The organism is Duganella phyllosphaerae, assembly GCF_001758785.1.
Classification (GTDB): domain Bacteria; phylum Pseudomonadota; class Gammaproteobacteria; order Burkholderiales; family Burkholderiaceae_D; genus Rugamonas; species Rugamonas phyllosphaerae.
The window spans coordinates 104,097-122,757 of the sequence record NZ_LROM01000147.1 but is presented as its reverse complement, the minus strand read 5'-3'; the positions used below and the strand labels follow the sequence as shown (position 1 = coordinate 122,757).

15 protein-coding genes are annotated in these 18,661 nt (G+C 63.8%); 4 read left to right on the top strand and 11 right to left on the bottom strand.

The window, feature by feature from the left end; all coding sequences use genetic code 11:
* Positions 1–88: 88 nt before the first annotated feature.
* Positions 89–1,135 carry a phosphate ABC transporter substrate-binding protein PstS gene (gene pstS / locus DUPY_RS24595; RefSeq protein WP_070251772.1) on the bottom strand — a complete coding sequence of 349 codons (1,047 nt, stop codon included), beginning with the start codon at positions 1,133–1,135 and terminating at the stop codon, positions 89–91.
* A gap of 326 nt (positions 1,136–1,461) precedes the next feature.
* Here pstS and ppk1 point away from each other — a divergent pair, with 326 nt between their 5' ends.
* Positions 1,462–3,555, top strand: a complete 2,094-nt coding sequence (gene ppk1 / locus DUPY_RS24590) for a polyphosphate kinase 1 (RefSeq protein ID WP_070251771.1) — start codon at positions 1,462–1,464, stop codon at positions 3,553–3,555.
* Between the two features lie 15 nt (positions 3,556–3,570).
* Positions 3,571–4,035, top strand: a complete 465-nt coding sequence (gene sixA, locus DUPY_RS24585; protein WP_070251770.1) for a phosphohistidine phosphatase SixA — start codon at positions 3,571–3,573, stop codon at positions 4,033–4,035.
* A gap of 139 nt (positions 4,036–4,174) precedes the next feature.
* On the opposite strand, the gene DUPY_RS24580 is transcribed toward sixA, so the two are convergent.
* Positions 4,175–5,281 (bottom strand): polyamine ABC transporter substrate-binding protein, encoded by a 1,107-nt coding sequence (locus DUPY_RS24580; protein WP_070251769.1) that lies wholly within the window; start codon positions 5,279–5,281, stop codon positions 4,175–4,177.
* Positions 5,282–5,372: 91 nt separating this feature from the next.
* Positions 5,373–6,779 (bottom strand): flagellar filament capping protein FliD, encoded by a 1,407-nt coding sequence (gene fliD / locus DUPY_RS24575; protein WP_070251768.1) that lies wholly within the window; start codon positions 6,777–6,779, stop codon positions 5,373–5,375.
* A 342-nt stretch (positions 6,780–7,121) separates the two neighbouring features.
* Between fliD and DUPY_RS24570 the strand changes: the two genes are divergently transcribed.
* Positions 7,122–9,239 (top strand): TonB-dependent siderophore receptor, encoded by a 2,118-nt coding sequence (locus DUPY_RS24570; protein ID WP_229255490.1) that lies wholly within the window; start codon positions 7,122–7,124, stop codon positions 9,237–9,239.
* 48 nt (positions 9,240–9,287) lie between these two features.
* Here the strand turns inward: DUPY_RS24570 and DUPY_RS24565 are convergent, their stop codons facing one another.
* From DUPY_RS24565 to alr, 4 genes are all read right to left on the bottom strand, one after another.
* Complete coding sequence (locus DUPY_RS24565) at positions 9,288–10,691, bottom strand: CoA transferase (RefSeq protein ID WP_070251766.1); 1,404 nt, start codon at positions 10,689–10,691, stop codon at positions 9,288–9,290.
* A gap of 238 nt (positions 10,692–10,929) precedes the next feature.
* Complete coding sequence (locus DUPY_RS24560; protein ID WP_071651700.1) at positions 10,930–11,250, bottom strand: PilZ domain-containing protein; 321 nt, start codon at positions 11,248–11,250, stop codon at positions 10,930–10,932.
* Positions 11,251–11,312: 62 nt separating this feature from the next.
* Positions 11,313–12,689 (bottom strand): DNA repair protein RadA, encoded by a 1,377-nt coding sequence (gene radA / locus DUPY_RS24555; RefSeq protein ID WP_070251765.1) that lies wholly within the window; start codon positions 12,687–12,689, stop codon positions 11,313–11,315.
* A 2-nt stretch (positions 12,690–12,691) separates the two neighbouring features.
* A complete protein-coding gene (gene alr, locus DUPY_RS24550) occupies positions 12,692–13,795 on the bottom strand; it encodes an alanine racemase (RefSeq protein ID WP_070251764.1) in 1,104 nt (367 codons plus the stop codon).
* Positions 13,796–13,935: 140 nt separating this feature from the next.
* Between alr and lplT the strand changes: the two genes are divergently transcribed.
* Positions 13,936–15,198 (top strand): lysophospholipid transporter LplT, encoded by a 1,263-nt coding sequence (gene lplT / locus DUPY_RS24545; protein ID WP_070251763.1) that lies wholly within the window; start codon positions 13,936–13,938, stop codon positions 15,196–15,198.
* A gap of 65 nt (positions 15,199–15,263) precedes the next feature.
* On the opposite strand, the gene DUPY_RS24540 is transcribed toward lplT, so the two are convergent.
* The 4 genes from DUPY_RS24540 to tsaB all read right to left on the bottom strand — a co-directional run bounded on the left by DUPY_RS24540 (position 15,264) and on the right by tsaB (position 18,592).
* The gene (locus DUPY_RS24540; RefSeq protein WP_371851820.1) at positions 15,264–16,166 is read right to left on the bottom strand and encodes a DUF1853 family protein; all 903 of its coding nucleotides are present in this window, start codon (positions 16,164–16,166) and stop codon (positions 15,264–15,266) included.
* Positions 16,167–16,323: 157 nt separating this feature from the next.
* The gene (locus DUPY_RS24535; protein WP_071651699.1) at positions 16,324–17,370 is read right to left on the bottom strand and encodes a uracil-DNA glycosylase; all 1,047 of its coding nucleotides are present in this window, start codon (positions 17,368–17,370) and stop codon (positions 16,324–16,326) included.
* Positions 17,367–17,837 (bottom strand): ribosomal protein S18-alanine N-acetyltransferase, encoded by a 471-nt coding sequence (gene rimI, locus DUPY_RS24530; protein ID WP_070251762.1) that lies wholly within the window; start codon positions 17,835–17,837, stop codon positions 17,367–17,369. Before rimI ends, DUPY_RS24535 begins: the two co-directional genes overlap by 4 nt.
* The gene (tsaB, locus tag DUPY_RS24525; protein WP_070251761.1) at positions 17,834–18,592 is read right to left on the bottom strand and encodes a tRNA (adenosine(37)-N6)-threonylcarbamoyltransferase complex dimerization subunit type 1 TsaB; all 759 of its coding nucleotides are present in this window, start codon (positions 18,590–18,592) and stop codon (positions 17,834–17,836) included. Before tsaB ends, rimI begins: the two co-directional genes overlap by 4 nt.
* Positions 18,593–18,661 lie beyond the last annotated feature (69 nt).

Genomic DNA, 18,661 nt, shown 5'->3' with positions numbered 1-18,661 from the left:
AAGGTAAGCTAGCCTGCGATGTCCACATGGGCATCGCAGGCTAACCCCCTCACCGCCCGATGATGCGGCGGTGAAGGGAATCAGGGTCTTAGTACAGTGCCTTGCCCGAAGCGTCTTTCAGGTTGGCTTTCCACGATTCCTGCACCAGTTTCACAACCGAGTCAGGCAGTGGTACGTAGTCCAGTTCGACAGCCGACTTGCCGCCGTTCTTGAAGGCCCAGTCGAAGAACTTGACGACTTCCTTGCCCTTGTTGGCGTCCGGCTGCACTTTGTGCATAAGGATGAACGACACGCCGGTGATCGGCCACGAGTTTTTACCCGCCTGGTCGGTCAGCACCACGCCGAAGCCCGGGGTCTTGGTCCACTCGGCGTTGGCAGCAGCGGCCTTGAAGAACTCGTCGTCAGGCTGCATGAAGTTGCCGTCCTTGTTTTTCAGCTGGGTGTGCTGCATCTTGTTCTTCTTGGCGTACGCCCACTCGACGTAACCGATCGAACCCTTGATACGCTGCACGTTGGCGGCAACGCCTTCGTTACCCTTGCCGCCCACGCCCACGATCCACTTCACTGCGGTGCCGGCGCCGATCTTCGATTTGAAGTCAGGGCTGGTTTTCGACAGGTAGTCGGTGAACAGGAACGAGGTGCCCGAACCGTCGGCGCGGTGCACCACGGTGATGTCTTCGGCTGGCAGCTTGACGCCCGGGTTGATGGCGGCGATGCCGGCATCGTTCCACTTGGTGATCTTGCCCAGGTAGATGTCGGCCACGATCGGGCCGGTCAGTTTCAGTTGACCCGGGGTCAGGCCTGGCACGTTGACTACGGTCACCACGCCGCCCATGATGGCCGGGAACTGCATCAGGCCTTCGGCGTCCAGGTCTTCTGCCTTCATTGGGGCATCGGAGGCGCCGAAATCGACGGTCTTGGCTTTGATTTGCTTGATGCCGGCACCCGAACCGACGGACTGGTAGTTCAGGCCATTGCCGGTGGAAGCTTTGTAGGTCTCAGCCCATTTTGCATAGATTGGGTACGGGAAGGTCGCGCCGGCGCCGGTCATATCGGAAGCGGTGGCAGCGGACGAGAGAGCCATCATGGCGCAGGCACCGACTACCAGGGAAGAGATCAGTTGTTTCATTCGCATTTCAAAGTCCTTTGTTATGACAGGTTAGGATGCTGCGAAGTCTAACCGGCCAATATGACAGGTTTATGACATCGTGAAAAAATGTCCAAAGAGAAGTTTTTTACCGCGTCAGGCCTCTCTGCCCTATGAAAACAGGTATGTGTCATGAAGCAATACCGCGATTGTGACAGCTGCATGTCATATATGACGAGCCAAATTTCGGCTTTATGACAGCCGGGTTTCCCGGTTTGTCACAAACTTGTCATAATTGGTCTTTACACTGTTGCATCATTACTCTGTTGGATTACAGAATAGAATGACCTTAACTGCAAAGTGACCAAAGAGACATGAAGCCTGATGTGCATGCCGAAGTCGGCAAGAATTCCGCGTTCCTCGACCGCGAGCTGTCGCAACTGATGTTCAACCGCCGGGTGCTGGCGCAAGCCGAAGACAAAAGCATTCCCTTGCTCGAGCGCTTGCGCTACTTATGCATTGCCAGCAGCAACCTCGATGAATTCTTTGAAGTACGCGTCGCCAGCCTGCTGGCCGCCGCCGGCACCGACGGCGTGCTGGCCACCCACCCCGCCCTGCTTGCCACCCTCTCCCGCATCAGCAACGAATGCCACGCGCTGGTCACCGACCAATACAATATTCTCAACCAGGAAGTACTGCCCCAGCTGGCCGCCAGCGGCGTGCACCTGGTCCGCCACAACGAGCGCACCGACGCCGAACGCGCGTGGGTCAAGGAATATTTCGATACCGAGGTGCGTCCGCTGCTGACCCCGATCGGCCTCGATCCGGCCCACCCGTTTCCGCAGGTGGTCAACAAGAGCCTCAATTTCATCGTCTCGCTGTCGGGCAAGGATGCCTTCGGACGCGGCACGGCGATTGCGATTCTGAAGGCGCCACGGGTGCTGCCGCGCGTGATCCGACTGCCCGACGACCTGTCCGACCGTGGCGGCATTTCGTTCTGCCTGCTCTCGTCGGTGATCCACGCGCATATCTCGGATTTGTTCGCCGGCCGCGAAGTGATCGCCTATTCGCAGTTCCGCGTCACCCGTGACAGCGACCTGTGGGTGGACGAGGATGAAGTGAAAAACCTGCGCCAGGCGCTCAAAGGCGAGTTGCAGGGCCGCCAGTTCGGCACGTCGGTGCGGCTGGAAGTGGCGATCAATTGCCCGCCCGAACTGTCGCAATTCCTGCTCGACCAGTTCGGCCTGCAGCAAAGCCGGCTGTATGCGGTGAACGGCCCGGTCAACCTGGTGCGGCTCACCGAGATCATGGATCACGTGGATGATCCGTCGCTGCGCTTCACGCCTTTCTTCCCCGGCAATGCGCAAAAGCCGGGCAGCGCCGACATCTTCGCCGCCCTGCGCGCACATGACATCTTGCTGCACCACCCGTTCCAGTCGTTCCAGACCGTGATCGACTTTATTCGCAGCGCAGCGCACGACCCTGCCGTGGTGGCGATCAAGCAGACGATTTACCGCACCGGCATGAATTCCGACCTGATGGAAGCCCTGATCACGGCCGCGCGCGCCGGCAAGGAAGTGACCGTGATCGTCGAGCTGAAGGCACGCTTCGACGAAGAGGCCAATATCAACTGGGCCGACAAGCTCGAGCAGGCCGGCGCCCAGGTCGTGTATGGCGTGGTGGGCCTGAAAACCCACGCCAAGGTGGCGCTGGTGATCCGCCGCGAGGAAGGCAAGCTGAAGTATTACGCCCACCTGGGCACCGGCAACTACCACCCCACCACCACCAAGTTCTATACCGACTTCGGCCTGCTGACTTGCCATCCGGGCATCAGCCAGGAGGTAAACGAAGTGTTCATCCACCTGACCAGCCTGACCAAGCCGCACCGCCTCAACCATTTATGGCTGGCGCCGTTCGCCCTGCAGAACGAGATCATCAAGGCGATCCGCAACGAGGCGCGCATTGCACGGGCCGGGCGTCCGGGGCGGATTATTGTTAAGATGAACGCGCTGGTGGACGAATCGGTGATCCGCGCGCTGTACGCCGCGTCCAAGGACGGCGTCAAGATCGACCTGATCGTGCGCGGCGCCTGCACCCTCAAGCCGGGCGTGCCGGGACTGTCGGAAAACATCAAGGTACGCTCGATCATCGGCCGCTTCCTCGAACACAGCCGGATTTACTACTTCCGCAACGACCTGGCGCACGACGTCATGCTGTCGAGCGCGGACTGGATGAGCCGCAACCTGTTCCGCCGCATCGAGGTGGCCTTCCCGATCCTGGACAAGTCGCTCAAGCGGCGCGTGATGTCGGAAGGGTTGAACCCGTATCTGAAGGACAACCGCAATGCCTGGGAACTGGAACCGGATGGCCACTACCAGCGCCGCAAACCGCGCGGCAAGCAAGGCGGCTTTTCAGCGCAACAGTATTTGATGGACTCGCTTGGGACGCCTGGCAGCCATCTCGAGTAACCATAGGAGAAACACATGGATCTGATTTTGTGGCGTCATGCGGAGGCCGAAGACCCGGCGCCCGGCATGTCCGATCTGGAACGCGCGCTGACCGGCAAGGGCGTCAAGCAGGCGCGCCGCATGGGCCAGTGGCTCGACTCGCAACTACCGGACAGCTGCCGCATCCTGGCCAGCCCGGCCGTGCGCACGCTGCAGACGGTGGAAGCGCTGGGCCGCAAGTTCAAGCTCCACACCGACCTGGCGCCCGGCGCCGACCCGGCCGACGTCCTGAAAGCGGTCAACTGGCCGGGCAACAAGGATTCGGTGCTGGTGGTGGGCCATCAACCCACGCTGGGCATGGTGGCAGCGCTGCTGCTGGCAGGCGAAGACCTGGACTGGGATATCCGCAAGGCCAGCGCGTGGTGGTTTTCGCAGCGCGAGCCGGGGGATCCGGGCAGTGTGTATTTGAAGGCGGTGATGAGCGCGGACCTGGTCAAGTAGGTCCAGTAGCGGCAGATTCGTCATTCCCGCGCAGGCGGGAATCCAGTGTCGTCGAACAAGGTTGACCTTGGCTTGAGCCAACCCGGCGCGCAAAAATTGGATTCCCGCCTACGTGGCGGTCCGCCGATGCGGACCGGATCTAGCGGCCGGTCTTGAACTTGGTGTACGTGCGCGTAATCACGCGGCGGATATCGGCTGGCACCGCTTCCGGCGCCGCCATGCGCTGCTTGTCGGCATCGGACAGGAAGATGGTCTTGTTGCCGGCGATATCCTTGCGCACGAACTTCATGCTGGCCGTATTCGGATTGGCGTAGAACACCTTGTTGGTCAGGCTGGCATGCACTTCGGGGCGCATGATGTAGTTGATCCACAGGTGGGCGTTGTTCGGGTGCGGGGCGTCGGCCGGGATGGCCATGGTGTCGAACACCAGCGCGGCCGGGGTTTTCGGCACCAGCACTTCGATCACGTTACCGTTCTTGGCGTCCAGCGCGCGTTGACGGGCGATGTTGATATCACCGGACCAGCCCAGCGCCACGCACACCGCGCCATTGGCCATGTCGTTGATGTAACCCGACGAGCTGAACAAGGTGACGTTGGGACGGATGGTTTGCAGCAGCTTGCCCGCTTCCGCGTAGTCGGCGGCGCTCTTCGAGTACGCCGGTTTGCCCAAGTACATCAGCGCGGCAGGCAGCACTTCGGACGGCGAATCGAGGAACGACACGCCGCACGACTTGACCTTGGCGGCATACTTGGGATCGAACACCAGGTCCCAGGCATTGGCCGGCATCGGCATGCCGCCCAGCGCGGCCTTCACTTTGTTGACGTTGATGCCGACCGTGGTGTAACCCCACAGCCAGTCCACCAGGTATTCGTTGTTCGGGTCGATGCTGGCCAGCTTGGCCTGGATCGCCGGGTCGAGGTTTTTCAGGTTGGGCAGCTTCGATTTGTCGAGCTTGCGCAGCAGCTTGCCTTCGATTTGCAGGCGCGCCCACTGGGCGGTGGGCACCACGACGTCGTAGCCCGATTTGCCGGCCACGAGCTTGGAGTTCAGGATTTCGTTGTTATCGAAAACATCATAGCGCACCTTGATGCCGGTCTCTTTCTCGAAATTCTTGACCGTGTCTTCCGCGATATAGTCGGACCAGTTATAGATGTTGAGGACTTTTTCCTCTTGCGCCTGGGCTTGCGCCAGGCCAGTCACCATCCAACCTGCCACCGCCAGCACGCCAACGAACTTTCCTGCCATAACACCTCCGAGTGGGATTCATACACAAGCCGTGATGATCGGGCATCGGACGCTTGCGCGCAAGCGGTTCGTTTGGATTTCAGGCCCGCCTTCAGCCAAGCATATCGAACAGCGTGCCGGTGGACCCGGCGCCGCCGGTGCCGAACATGCCGCCGCCGGTGCCGGTCTGCGACTGCGCCGAGTACAGCGCCGCCAGCGCGGTGGCCTGGGCCGTGAGCGCCTTGGTCAGCGCGGCGCGCTTGGTGTTGGTGGCGTCGAGTTCGCGGTTGGCCTGGGTGGTCTCGCGGCTGATCACGCTGCTTTTATCGGTAAACGACCTGGCCTTGGCGCCCATCAGGTCGGCCAGGCCCTTGCCGTCGTTGGTGAACAGCTTGGCCACCTGCGACGAGTCGGCCGTAATCGCCGCCTGCATCTTCTTGTCGTCGATTACCAGGTTGCCGTCCTTGCCTTGGCTCACGCCAGCGGCCGCCAGCGCCGACGTCGAGACGTTGCCGCCCCCGGTCTTGAGCAGCAGGTCCATCTGCATGGTGACCTGGCCGATCGCGGTATCGCCCTTGAGGGCGCCACTGGACAGGGTTTTCAGCTTGGCGTTGAGGTCATTGTAGGCGGCCACGAAGGTTTTCAGGTTATCGCCGATCTTGCTGGCGTCCTGGCTGATGGTGATGTCGGCCTTGCCCTTGCCGGTGAGCGTGAGCGCGGCGCCCTCGATGCCCTTGTTCTTGTCCAGCGTATTGCTCGCGCTCTTGATCTCTTTACCATCGACCGTCAGGATGGCGTCCTGGGCGGCCGTGGTTTGCTTGAAGCCCTGCTTGCCTTTTTCGTCGGGATCGTAGCCGAGCAGGTTTTTCAGCGCGGCGTCGCCGCTGACGCTGATGCGCATGCTGTTGCCTTCGCCGCTCTGGCCGGCGATCGACAACGACACCTTGCCGTCGTCGCCCTTCTCCACCTTGACGTCCACGCCGGCCGCCTTGAACGCGGCCGCGATGCCCTCGACCGTGTTGTTGCTGCTGTCGATGGAAATGGTCTTGCTGGTCGCCGTGCCGTTGGTGGTGAAACCCTTGTCGCCGGCAGTGCCGAAGTCGATCTTGACGGTGGTGGGCGCGCCGGTGCCGACCTTGGCGGTGGCGGAACTGAACTCGGCACTGGTCAGAAACTGGCCCTGCGCCAGTTGCTGCACATTGATCGCGTACGTGCCGGCCTTGGCGCCGCCGGTGGACGTGGACGTGGCCACGGTTTTATCGGAACTGGCGGCCGAGGTGGACAGGCCGCTGCCGGTCAGCGCCGCAGCGATGGACTGGAAATTCGACAGCGCGCTTTGCAACTGGCCCAGGCCCGACAGCTTGGTCTGGCTGCTGGTGAGCGCGGCGTTGAGCTTGGTGGCGCCATTGTTTTGCGACAGCATGGTCTGTTCGACGCGCTTGTAGACGTCGGCGCTGATCGGGGAGGCGGCAGCGCCGGCGGCGTTGCTGGCGGAACTGGTAAGCGGATTGATGGCCATAGCGGGGTCTCGGCTGATGTCGGCAGTTATATATACCAACAGTATGCTACAGAAACTGTATTTCAAAGCGATGAACAGACCGGCAATTTTGCCTCATTACACTGCCGTTACCTGTTGGCAGCTCTCTTCCTTATGGATCATTGACTTTCAATGCACAATTACCAGTCTGTCATTGACTTTGTAATGCGAATCGTTATCATTGCGCTTTTCGTCTGGCAGTTTCAATTTTTGTTTTACTAACGGGAACCTTTTACAACCATGAATCAGCAAGCACACGCCCGCACGGGTCTTCACCTCCATCGTCTCGCGGTCGCTGTCGCGCTTGCTCTACCATGTTTACCATTGCTGGCCCAGGCCGAAGAAACCGGCAAGGATGCGGTACTGCCGCAGGTGACTGTCTCCGGCATCAAGTCGGACGACACTTCTGGCACGTACGCCGTCCGCAATGCCCGCACCGCCACCCCGCTCGACCTGTCGCTGCGCCAGACGCCGCAGTCGGTCACCGTGATCACCCAGCAGCGGATCGAAGACCAGGGCCTGCAAACCGTGTCCGACGTGATCAACAACGCCACCGGCGTGGCGGTCAACCAGTACGAAAGCAACCGCGCCGACTTCAATTCGCGCGGCTTCGAGATCGACAACCTGCAAATGGATGGCATTCCCACCACCTGGGAACAGCAATGGAGCGGCGGCGAGATCCTCAGCAGCCTGGCCATGTACGACCGCGTGGAAATCGTGCGCGGCGCCACCGGCCTGATGACCGGCGCCGGCAATCCATCGGCCGCCATCAACCTGGTGCGCAAGCGCGCCACCAGCAAGCAGCTGACCGGCACCGCAGAAGTGGCGCTCGGCAGCTGGAGCGACCGCCGTGGCACGGTCGACGTGTCCACGCCGCTCACCCAGTCCGGCAACGTGCGCGCCCGCGTGGTGGGCGAAATCCAGAAAGCCGACAGCTTCACCGACAAGCTGAGCAAGGACAACAGCACCTTCTACGGCACCGTCGAAGCGGACCTGACCCCGCGCACGCTGCTCTCGGTGGGCTACAGCCGCCAGAAGACCGACACCGATCACCCGATGTGGGGCGGCCTGCCCTACTGGTATGCCGATGGTTCGCGCACCAACTGGGACGAATCGAAAACCTCGAGCGTCGACTGGTCGCGCTGGGACACCTCGTACAACAACGCCTTCGCCAACCTCGAACACACGTTCGACAACGGCTGGAAGGTGCGCGCCACCTATTCCAACGGCAAGCGCAAGTCGGACTCGGTGTTGCTCTACCTGTACGGCAACCCGGACCGCGCCACCGGCACCGGCATGGGCGCTTCGGCCGGCTGGTACATTACCGAAACCAAGCAGGAAGACGCGGGCCTGCACCTGAGCGGCGCGTTCGACCTCGGCGGCCGCCAGCACGAAGCGGCATTCGGTTACATGCACGCCAAGCAAAAATTCAATTCCGACACGCGCGGGGCCGACTACGGCCTGGGCCTGTTCGTCGCTCCGGCGCCTGCCGACTTCAACAACTGGAACCCGTCCGCCTATGCGCCGCCAACCTGGGGCGCGCGCACGTTCTACCAGCGTTCGGAAACCACCCAGGACGGCCTGTATGGCGTGGGCCGCTTCTCGCTGGCCGATCCGCTCAAGCTGATCGTCGGCGCCCGCGTGACCAAGTACGAAAAAACCGGCAACCTGGCCGGCGCCACGCCGTACCGCCTCAAGTTCGACGACGAAATCACGCCATACGCGGGCCTGATCTATGACGTCAGCAAGCATTACTCGGTCTACACCAGCTACACGGAAATCTTCCAGCCGCAAAATGCGGTCGATATCAACCGCGTGACGCTCGACCCGATCCGCGGCAAGAATGTCGAAGCCGGCGTCAAGGGCGAGTTCCTCGATGGCCGCGTCAACGCCTCGCTGGCGCTGTTCAAGATTCGCCAGGACAACCTGGCGCAGGCAGTGGGCGTGATTCCCGGTACTGCCGACACGTATTCCGAAGCCGTACGGGGCGCCACCAGCAAGGGTGTCGAGCTCGAAGTCTCGGGCGAACTGGCGCGCGGCTGGAACGCCAACGCCGGTTACACGCACTACAGCGCCCAGACCGCCAGCGGCGATCCGTTCAACAGCAACTACCCGCGCGACCTGTTCCGCGTGTTCACCACCTATCGACTCGATGGCGCCCTGGCGGGCCTGACGGTGGGTGGCGGCGTCAACTGGCAAGGCCAGACCTACACGGTCACCTCGAGCGCGCCGGCAGGCAACACCACCAACAACCGCCTGCAGCAGGATTCGTACGCCCTGGTGAACCTGATGGCGCGCTACGAGATCAACCCAAACTGGTCGGCGCAACTGAACGTCAACAACCTCACCGACAAGCGTCATTTCGGCATGTCGGCAGCGTTCAACCAGCTCAATTTCCAGGCGCCGCGCAGCGTGAGCGGCACGCTCAAGTACCGTTTCTGATGGTGTGATCCGGTAGTCACGGCCGGCGCCCTGGTGCGCCGGCTTTTTTTATGGCGCGGCCCATTGCGCCGGCGCCGAACCAAGGTCGCTGGCGCCCTGCCGCCACGCCATCGCCATGCCGGCAACGGCCACCGGCGCACGCAAGCGCCGCGCCGGTCCCCAGGCGGTGTGCTCGAGTGCCAGTGCGTAATCGTCGGGCGCAACCGGCGCCAGCTGGACGCCACCGATTTCGCCCTCGGTGGTCATCAGCAAGGCCGCCGTGCGCGCCAGCGACAGCCGTGCCTGCGTGGCGCGCTGCTGCGTCACCCGCGTGATCAAGCCGCGCACCACGGCTGCCGCCATCAAATAGCCGGTGGCATGATCGAGCGCCTGCACCGGCAAGGGCACCGGCTTGCCGGCGCCGCTGGCCTGCATGCCGTGAGCGGCGATGCCGCAACTCATCTGCACCAGGCTGTCGAAGCCACGCCGACCGGTCCATGGTCCGCTCCAGCCGTAGGCGTCGAGGCACACATCGACCAGGCCGGGATTGGCTTGCCGGCGATAGTTTTCATCATAGCCAAGTCGTGCCAGTGCTTCGGGCCGGTAGCCATGCACCAGCACGTCCGCTTCGGCCAGCAGTTGCTCGAACACGGCGCGGTCGGGGGCGTGGTGCAGGTCAAGCCGGGCGCAGCGCTTGCCCGGAGTGACTTCGGGAATCACGCCCGGCTCGTTCCAGTCCGGCGCATCGATGCGCAGCACCTCGGCGCCGTAACCGGCCAGAAAGCGCGTGGCCACGGGACCGGCCAGCACCCGCGTCAAATCGAGCACTTTTACACCAGCCAGCGGCCGCGCTTCGGTGCCGGTCCTTGTACCTGTCCTCGTGCCGGCCCACGCGACCGCCCCGCCGCATGGCCGCGTGTCGAAGGCGATCAGCGGCTCGCTGGCGACCGCCAGTCCTTGTGGATGCGCGTGCCAGTCGCCGGCCGAGCGCATCTGCGCGGCGCAGCCGCGATTGGCCACCATCGCCGCTTCCAGCGCCGCCCCCTGCCACTGCGCCACCGCCTGTTCGACGGCCTGGCGGTCGGGCGTGCAGCCGAGCACGTCGAGTGCAGCGCGGCGGTGGTGCGGCGCGTTGGTGTGCAACCGTATCCAGCCGTCGAGACAGGCATAGTCGCCAGCCACCGCATCCCACAACGCCGGGCGCTCCCAGCCGACCGGCGCCAGCGACCAGCCGAACCACAGCGAGGCAAGGCGGCGGTCCACGCTGACCGGCGCCTCGCTTGCGCCCTGCAGCGCGGCCAGCTCGCGCATCGCCAATGCCGCTGCGCCGATCGAGGCGGCAGCCAGATCGGTCACCGCGTAGTACGATGGCAAGTTGGCGTGGCCGGTAAAGCTGACAGCATCGGTGTCCGGCGCCGGCAGTTCCAGCGCCGACCAGATGGTGGCCAGCAGGTGGTGGGAGAGCGCAGTCATGGGGTTCCTCTCAGCAGTGATCGTGCGCCGAGCTTAGAACTGCGCGCGCCAGCGGTCAATCTTGATTTGAATCGTCAACATGGGAAGAACGATGGCCTAAATACAAGACGTGCAGCATTGATGCAATTACGAGCGGTATGAAAACCAGACCCGGCGCCTCCGGTCGATGGCCTGGAATATCAAAAGGCGATGCGTGCAGAATGACCACCGTCGCGGCACTCCGGCGGATAAGACAGTATCAGCGCAGGAACTTGTTGACAGTCGCCATGGTCGCCAGGTCGGGGCTGACGAAGGTGAAGCCGATCTTGAACTGGTCGCCGCTGAAGATGCAGTAGTTGACCTTGCAGCGGCTGTTCACCAGTTGGCCCTTGCCGTCCATGAACAGCTCGAACGTGACCTGGCCCATGTGGCCAACCGCCAGCTTGTGGTCGTAGGTGAGCGAGACACCGGTGCCGCTGATATCGATGGTCCGACCTGGCTCTGGCGGCAGGCCATCCATTACCACGACTGCCTTGGCGCGCACGATTTTGCGTGCGGCGGAGCGTTGATCGACTAACAATTTCCTGTCCTTTTATTACGTAAAGAGCACTATTGCTCTACCAAACACGTAACAATACAGCTTTATTGGATTTCGCGCAGCTTGTTGAAGGCGTCGTCGATGCGATCCACCGCAATAATCGTCATCCCTTCGATCGGTTGCTTGGGCGCGTTGGCGCTCGGGATCATGGCGATCGAGAAACCGAGCTTGGCCGCTTCGCGCAGGCGCTCCTGGCCACGCGGGGCGGGACGGATTTCGCCGGCCAGCCCCACCTCGCCAAACACCACGAAGCCGCGCGGCAGCGGCTTGTTGCGCATCGACGAATTAATCGCCAGCAGCACGGCCAGGTCGGCCGCCGGTTCGGTGATTTTCACGCCGCCCACCGCGTTGATGAACACGTCCTGGTCGAACGCGGCAATGCCGGCATGGCGGTGCAACACCGCCAGCAGCATGGCCAGGCGATTCTGCTCGAGGCCCACCGACAGCCGCCGTGCGTTGGGCAAATGGCTGGCGTCGACCAGCGCCTGGATTTCCACCAGCAGCGGCCGCGTGCCTTCCTGCGTCACCATCACGCACGAGCCCGGCACCTGGTTATCGTGTTGCGACAAGAACAATGCCGACGGATTCGAAACGCCCTTCAGGCCTTTTTCGGTCATGGCAAATACGCCCAGCTCGTTCACCGCGCCGAAGCGATTCTTGATCGCCCGCACCAGGCGGAAGCTCGAGTGATTGTCACCCTCGAAATACAGCACGGTATCGACGATGTGTTCGAGCACGCGCGGTCCGGCCAGCGCACCTTCCTTGGTGACGTGGCCGACCAGGATGATGGTCACGCCGGTCTGCTTGGCAGCGCGCGTGAGCTGCGCCGCGCATTCGCGCACCTGCGCCACCGAGCCCGGCGCCGAGCTGAGCGCATCGGAATACACGGTCTGGATCGAGTCGATCACCGCCACTTCCGGCTTCAGGTCGGCCAGGGTGCCGAGGATTTTTTCCAGCTGGATCTCGGCCTGCAGTTTCAAATCGCGGGCGTCGATCATCAGGCGCTTGGCGCGCAGCGCGATCTGCGCGCCCGATTCCTCGCCGCTGACATACAGCACCCGCTTCATGTGAGACACATTGGCCAGCGCCTGCAACAGCAAGGTCGATTTGCCGATGCCGGGGTCGCCGCCGATCAGCACCACGCCGCCGCTGACCAGGCCACCGCCGAGCACGCGGTCGAATTCCTCGATGCCGGTACCGAAGCGCGGCACGTCGATGGCGTCGATATCGGCCAGCGACAGCACCGGCGCCGTCTGCGCCAGCGCCAGGTGTTGCGGCTGCGAATAGCGGTTGTTGCCGCCCTGCTCGACCACGCTCTCCACCATGGTGTTCCACTGCTGGCAGGCCGAACACTGGCCGGTCCACTTGTTGGCGACGTTGCCGCACTCGGTGCAAACGAAGTTGGTTTTTGCCTTGGCCACGGTTATCCCTCCACCACGGCCACGCGCTGCGCCAGCGCGCACATCAGCTCGTAGCCGATGGTGCCGGCGGCATTGGCCACCTCGTCGATCGGCAAGCCCTCGCCCCACAGGATCACCTGGCTGCCGACCCGGGCACCAGGAATGTCGGTGAGGTCCACCGTCAGCATGTCCATCGACACCCGGCCCACCAGGCGCGTGCGCACGCCATCGACCACCACCGGCGTGCCCAGCGGCGCGTGGCGCGGGTAGCCGTCGGCGTAACCGCAGGCCACCACGCCCACCCGCATCGGGCCGTCGGCCGTGAAGCGGCTGCCGTAGCCGACCGCGTCGCCGGCGGCGATGTCCTGCACGCCGATGATCTCGCTGCTCAGGGTCATGGCCGGCTTCAAGCCATAGTCGGCCGCCGGTTTGCCGCCCGGCGTGCCGCCGTACAGCATGATGCCGGGACGCACCCAGTCGTTGCGCAACACGCCGTCCAGCTCGCCCTGGCGCAACACGCCGGCCGAATTGGACAGGCTGCGCATGCCGGGCAAGCCAGCCGCGCCGGCCTCGAAGCGGCGAATCTGCTCGGCGATCGGCAACAACGCATGGCCGGCCTCGTCGGCGTTGGCAAAGTGGGTCATCAGGGTGATGTTGCCCACGCAAGCGAGGGCGACCAGTCGTGCGTGGGCGGCAGCGTAGGCCTCGGGCTTGAAGCCAAGCCGGTTCATGCCGGTATTCATCTTGAGGTGCAGGTCGAACTTGATGCCGCGCTCGCCCAGGTTGGCATCGGCCGCCTCCAGCCACTCGAGCTGCTCGGTGCAGTGGACCGCCGACTGCAGGCTGTAGCCGGCCATCGTATGCAGATCTTCAAAACCGAAGAAACCTTCCAATAAGATGATCGGCTTCTTCCAGCCCAGCTCGCGCAGGCGGATGGCGTTGTCGAGTTCGACCAGGGCCAGTCCGTCGGCGTCGGCAAAACCGCGCATGGCGCGTTCGAGTCCGTGGCCGTAGCCATTGGCCTTGAGCACGCCCCAGGCTTTGGCGCCGGGCGCACACGCCCGGACCACGGCCAGATTGTGCTGCATGGATGCGATGTGGATGGTTGCGATAAGCGGCCTGGGCATGGGGTTCTCTGCTCAATCTGTGAAGGCGGTATTCTACCAATTGTCCACACAATGCGGCCGCCGGCACACCGCTCAATTCTTGGGGTTACGAACAAAGCGTGGTATAAAGCAAGCCAATATAAGCTTTCAGGCAGTCCAGAATGAATCGTGGTTTTTATACCATCATGTCGGCGCAGTTCTTTTCTTCGCTGGCTGACAACGCATTGCTCTTCGTCGCGATTGACCTGTTGATCAACATGAATTCGCCCGGCTGGATCACGCCGCTGTTGAAGCTTTCATTCACCCTCTTTTACGTCCTGTTGGCGGCTTTTGTCGGCGCGTTCGCCGATTCGATGCCAAAAGGAAAAGTCATGTTCATCTCCAACCTGATCAAGGTTGGCGGATGCATGCTGATGTTTGCCCACGTTCATCCACTGGTTGCCTACGCCGTCGTCGGCTTTGGCGCGGCCGTGTATTCGCCGGCCAAGTACGGCATCCTGACCGAACTATTGCCAGCTGAAAAGCTCGTCGCTGCCAATGGCTGGGTCGAGGGTCTGACCGTGATGTCGATCATCTTCGGCACCGTGCTCGGCGGCGCACTGGTCGGCGACCGGCTGTCGTCGGTATTGCTTGGTTTCGATATGCCGTTTGTCGATACCGGCATCGAAACGCCGACCGAGGCGGCGCTGTGCGTGGTCGTGGTGATCTATGCGCTGGCGGCCATCTTCAATACCCGCATCCCGGACACCGGCTGCGTGTATGGCCACCAGCAACGCAACCCCATCAAGCTGATCAGCGAATTCGCGACCTGCTGCGGCCTGCTGTGGAAAGACAAGCTGGGTCAAATTTCGCTGGCGGTGACTACCCTGTTCTGGGGCGCCGCGCAAACCCTGCAATTCATCGTGCTCGAGTGGGCCAACCGCACGCTCAAGCTGTCGTACGAGCAGGCGACCAGCCTGGTGGGCGTGGTGGCGATCGGCGTGGCGGTGGGCGCAATCCTGTCGGCGCGCAGCATCACGCTGCGCAAATCGCTGACCGTGATACCGGTCGGTATTGCCATGGGCGTGATCGTGATGGGCATGACCCTGGTGAAATCGGTGGCGCTGGCCTATCCGCTGCTGGTGCTGGTCGGTTTGCTGGGCGGCTTCTTCCTGGTGCCGATGAACGCCCTGCTGCAACACCGCGGCCACGTGCTGATGAGCGCCGGCCATTCGATCGCGGTGCAGAATTTCAATGAAAACCTGTCGATCCTGACCATGCTGGCAGCTTACTCGCTGATGCTGCGCGGCCATATGAACCTGAACGTGATCATCATGATATTCGGCATGTTCCTGGCGGGTACGATGCTGATGATCCTGCGTCGGCATAAGGCCAACCAGCGCGAGTTCGATTCGGTGTCGCTGATTGGCCAAGCCAAGCACTGACATACAGGGCCCTCAGCTTCGCGAGATTGGGTCCCCGCCTTCGCACGGACGACGCGGCGCCAGCGTTACGGCAGTTTGCCGTCGCGGCGTTTTTGCGCGGCGCGGTCGCGCCAGTCGTCCGGGACGATAAAGCCGCGCCGCTGTTCGATCAGCCAGTCCCCTTCCTGCCGCAATACCGCCACCATCACCGGGGCCGACACTTGCGCCATCTGGCTTGCCAGTTCCGCTTGCAATGCTAGCCGGTCCATGCCGGCGTCTGCCGCAACTTTCAGCGGCGCCAGCCATTGCAGGCGCGGCATCACGCAGAACTGCTCATCCGGCAAACCGTCTACCTGCGCCAACGGCATCCAGAACCCCTGGCAATGCTCGCGCGAAATCCCCGGCGTGACGCCATGCGCCGCATCTGCCGGATAAAACAGCCAGCCCTTGACCAGCGCCTGCGCCCGGTCCACCGCCTGCGGCAACAGCGGCTGGGCAGCCGGGTGCTGCGCCAGCGCCAGTTGCTTGTCGAAAATCTTGCGCATCTTGGCGCCGAGAGTGTCGGCCAGGTTGGGGCCGATCAGGCCGTTGAAGTCGTCGCCGGCGGTAGCGGCATCGAGCAGGTAGAACTTGGTGGCGAATTCCAGGTGCACCAGCGCGGCGCCCTCGCGCAGCAGGAAGTCGAATTCGCCCACGGTATCGTTGCGGCTGGCGCGCACTTGCAGGCCGTGCGCCACCAGGGTGTGCTGGCTGGCGAAATAAAAGGCCAGCAACTTTTCAGCATACAGGCCCAGGCGCGAATAATGGCGTTCGCCGAGCGCGGCATCGAGCGGCGCCGGGTCCAGGTCAAGCGCGGCCAGCCAGTCGGCAATCTCAGGCGTTACCGGGCCGAGCGTGGCGATGCGGCCTTGCCAGTGCGGCGCGGCGGGATCGAGCAGGTCGGGCGCATCGAGCAACCACGCCAGCGCCCGCACCCTCGGATGGTGCAAGTGGCCCCAGCGCTGCGCGAACCGCGCCTGATAAGGATCGGCAAAGGCGGCGGCGCTGGTGCCTCTATCGCCCCCGGGCCAGGGAATGGCAACTGCGCTGGCAGAGTCGCCGTTCACGGCAGCGGGCCCGGCCGGAGCGCCAGCGCTGTCGCCAGGGTCAGCCAAGAGCGGTCCTGGCCAGGCACAGGTCGCCCCAGGCCTTGGCCTTGTCCTCGGGGCGCGCCAGCAAATCGTCCGGGTGGTAGGTGGCCACCACTGGCAGATTGGCGTCGCCGTAGCGCATGACCTTGCCGCGTGCCGCCGGGCCCATCATCAGGCCCTTGGCGGCGAACTGGCCGAAGGTCATGGCCATGGTGGCGCCGGTGAGCGCCAGTTCGCGGTCGAGGAAGGGCCGGCAGGCGGTCAGTTCGTCGGCGGTCGGATTGCGCTGGGCGCCATCATCGGCAGCCGGCCGGCATTTGACCAGGTGCGTGACATACACGTCGGCCTCCGGCTTGAGGGCGATGGCCTTGAACATATTGCCCAGCAACTGGCCGGCGTCGCCCGCCAGTGGGCTGATTTCGGTCTCGTCCAGCGCCGAGGGCGCGGCGGCGATCGCCAGCCAGGCTGCCTGCTCCGGGCCACGACCGTTGACGGCGTTGCGGCGGGTGGCAGCGAGCGGACAACGGGTGCAGTTCGATACCGCCGCCTGCAAGGCCGGCCAGTCCATCGTGGCGATGGCTGCGTCGGACACCGGCTGCACCGGGCGCGGACGCACGGGCGGTGGCGGCGTGGCCGCAGGCACGTCGTCGAACCAGGCGGTCGATTCGTCGTCGGAGGCGACCACTGGCGACGTGGCCGGATGCGGCGCCGGCAACGGTGGCCGGGACGAGGCCGGTTCAGGCGCCGGTGTCTGCATGGATGCTGGCGCCGATGCGGGGGCCGCAGGGTGAGCTGGTGCGTCTGTCGCTTGCGCCTGTTCGACTGCCTGTGACCAGGTGACTGGCGCAGGCGTGGCGGGCACCGGCCCAGCTGCCGGCGGCCGGACTGGTGCAGCCGGCATGGCAACCTCAGACGTGGCCATGCCCTCGGCCTGCGCTGCTGCGTCGGCAGCAGCATCGCCACGATCGCCGGGCTCGAACCCCGTGCCGGCAGCGCGCAATTTCCACAGCGCACCCACGCCCATTTCTTCCAGGAACACCGCATTGCGGGGCGAGATAGTCATACGTCGAACCGCATCACGATGGCGTCCTCGCGTAACTGGTTCGCTGCCGGGTAGTAACCCTTGCGGCGACCGATCTGTTTGAATCCGTAGCGTTCGTAAATGGCGAGCGCGCGCGTGTTGGACGGCCGTACTTCCAGCAGCACCGACGCCATGCCGAGCCCGCGCGCGCAGGCTACCGACTGGTTCAGCAACAGGTGGCCGAGCCCCTGGCCCTGCCGGTCCGCCGCCACCGCCACGTTGAGCAGGTGTACCTCATCGACCATCGGCATCACCAGGAAATAGCCGAGCAGCGCCCCGCCCTGGTCGCGCAGCACCCAGGCCTGGTAGCCGCTGTCGAGCGAATCGGCAAAATTGGCCATGCTCCACGGGTACGGATACACGCTCTGTTCGAGCGCCAGCACCTCGCCCAGGTCGGCGCGCTGCATCGGCTCGTAGCGCAGCCGCGCCAGGTCCCACGCCTGCTTCATGCGCCCCCCGCCGCTTTGGCAGCCTTGTCGGCCTTGTCGGCCTTTTCAGCATTGATGTCGCGCCGCTCGGCCTGGGTATAGGCAACCTTGTTACGCAGATACAGCGGCTGTGCTTCGGCCGCCGTCACCGTGCGGCCGGCGGCCAGCGCCAGGCTGGCCAGCTGGGCGATCTGTTCGGCATGGGGCATCACGTCAGCATAAACCTCGGCAACACCGGCAAACGCCTCGGCATACGCCGACAAGCCATTGCCGCAGAACACCGGCGCACCGTGCGCCTGCACCGCATCCGGCGCCGACAGCACAGCTGGCTGCACCAGCTGCGGTGCGCCCACGGCAGCACCATCGAAACGATATTGCGCCCAATACACCTCGCCCATGCGCGCATCGAGCACGGCCACCACGTCGGCAGCGCCATGGCGCTGGTGGCAGGCCAGGGCCATGGCGTCGAGCGTGACCACCGGCACCACCGGCAGGTTGGCGCCGAAGGCCAGGCCCTGGGCCACGCCGCAAGCCGTGCGCACGCCGGTAAACGAGCCGGGGCCGGCGCCGAAGGCAATCGCGCTGCAGTCCTTGAGGCTGATGCCGGCTTCGGCCAGCAATTCCTGGATCATCGGCAGGACCGACTGCGAATGGGTACGCACGCCCGAGGACGCGCGGCTGATCACGGTGTCGCCGCGCAACAGGGCGACCGAGGCCGCCTCGGACGAGGTTTCGATGGCGACAATGGTGGTGGGAGGGGTGGAAATTGTAGGCATCCCGCATTTTAACCCGGCATGCCGGCCGGCGCGACCCTGCGCCCGGATGTAAAATACGTCCTTTGCACC

Bases quoted from the DNA above. Each gene is read 5' to 3' on its own strand.
- fliD (WP_070251768.1), bottom strand. From the start codon at position 6,779: ATGGCCATCAATCCGCTTACCAGTTCCGCCAGCAACGCCGCCGGCGCT.
- DUPY_RS24580 (WP_070251769.1), bottom strand. From the start codon at position 5,281: ATGGCAGGAAAGTTCGTTGGCGTGCTGGCGGTGGCAGGTTGGATGGTG.
- sixA (WP_070251770.1), top strand. From the start codon at position 3,571: ATGGATCTGATTTTGTGGCGTCATGCGGAGGCCGAAGACCCGGCGCCC.
- lplT (WP_070251763.1), top strand. From the start codon at position 13,936: ATGAATCGTGGTTTTTATACCATCATGTCGGCGCAGTTCTTTTCTTCG.
- DUPY_RS24535 (WP_071651699.1), bottom strand. From the start codon at position 17,370: ATGACTATCTCGCCCCGCAATGCGGTGTTCCTGGAAGAAATGGGCGTG.
- pstS (WP_070251772.1), bottom strand. From the start codon at position 1,135: ATGCGAATGAAACAACTGATCTCTTCCCTGGTAGTCGGTGCCTGCGCC.
- rimI (WP_070251762.1), bottom strand. From the start codon at position 17,837: ATGAAGCAGGCGTGGGACCTGGCGCGGCTGCGCTACGAGCCGATGCAG.
- DUPY_RS24565 (WP_070251766.1), bottom strand. From the start codon at position 10,691: ATGACTGCGCTCTCCCACCACCTGCTGGCCACCATCTGGTCGGCGCTG.
- ppk1 (WP_070251771.1), top strand. From the start codon at position 1,462: ATGAAGCCTGATGTGCATGCCGAAGTCGGCAAGAATTCCGCGTTCCTC.
- alr (WP_070251764.1), bottom strand. From the start codon at position 13,795: ATGCCCAGGCCGCTTATCGCAACCATCCACATCGCATCCATGCAGCAC.
- tsaB (WP_070251761.1), bottom strand. From the start codon at position 18,592: ATGCCTACAATTTCCACCCCTCCCACCACCATTGTCGCCATCGAAACC.